General features: G+C 47.7%; 2 protein-coding genes. Both read left to right on the plus strand.

What is annotated here, in order from left to right; translation table 11 throughout:
• Window positions 1-165 precede the first annotated feature (165 nt).
• A complete protein-coding gene (locus tag ACNQ0T_RS23185) occupies window positions 166-357 on the plus strand; it encodes a Rop family plasmid primer RNA-binding protein (protein WP_040223193.1) in 192 nt (63 codons plus the stop codon).
• Window positions 357-532 (plus strand): helix-turn-helix domain-containing protein (locus ACNQ0T_RS23190; RefSeq protein WP_146702836.1); only part of this gene is annotated, 176 nt, incomplete at its 3' end. The genes ACNQ0T_RS23185 and ACNQ0T_RS23190, both read left to right, overlap by 1 nt.

Here is a 532-nt window from a genome sequence, read left to right on the forward strand (position 1 = left end):
TCGTCGGCAGCGTCAGATGTGTATAAGAGACAGGTCGTCTTATGCTCTTATACGTGAGTTGCGACCGCTCGCCGCAGCCGAACGGCAGGAGCGTAGCGACTGAGTGAGCGAGGAAGCGGAAAGGAGACAGTTTTTACATTGAGCACTGACGCTCTGAGGCTCTTTATGACGAAACAACAGCAAACGGCGCTAAACATGGCTAAGTTCATCCAGAATCAGTCTCTGCTCCTGCTGGAGAAGCTTAACGAGCTTGATCTCGATGTAGAGGCCGACCTTTGTGAGAAACTCCACGATGATGCGGAGCATCTTTTCCGTACACTGTCCTCGAGACTGGATGCATTACAGGATGGTAACTGATGGCCAGAGTGTCTATTAGTGAAGCGGCACGGCTTGTTAAGGTTAGTCGCCCTACTATTTACAAGATGATTAACAGTGGTAAGTTAAGTTACACCTCTGTTGTAAAGCACGGGAAGGGTATTAAAGTTATTGATACATCAGAGCTTATTAGAGTGTTTGGTTCTCTTGATGGTGT

The sequence above is a fragment of the Enterobacter cloacae complex sp.6700776 genome, assembly GCF_048284255.1.
GTDB lineage: Bacteria > Pseudomonadota > Gammaproteobacteria > Enterobacterales > Enterobacteriaceae > Enterobacter > Enterobacter intestinihominis.

Excerpts from the sequence above, each read along its gene's own strand:
- ACNQ0T_RS23185 (WP_040223193.1), top strand. The coding sequence starts at position 166 with ATGACGAAACAACAGCAAACGGCGCTAAACATGGCTAAGTTCATCCAG.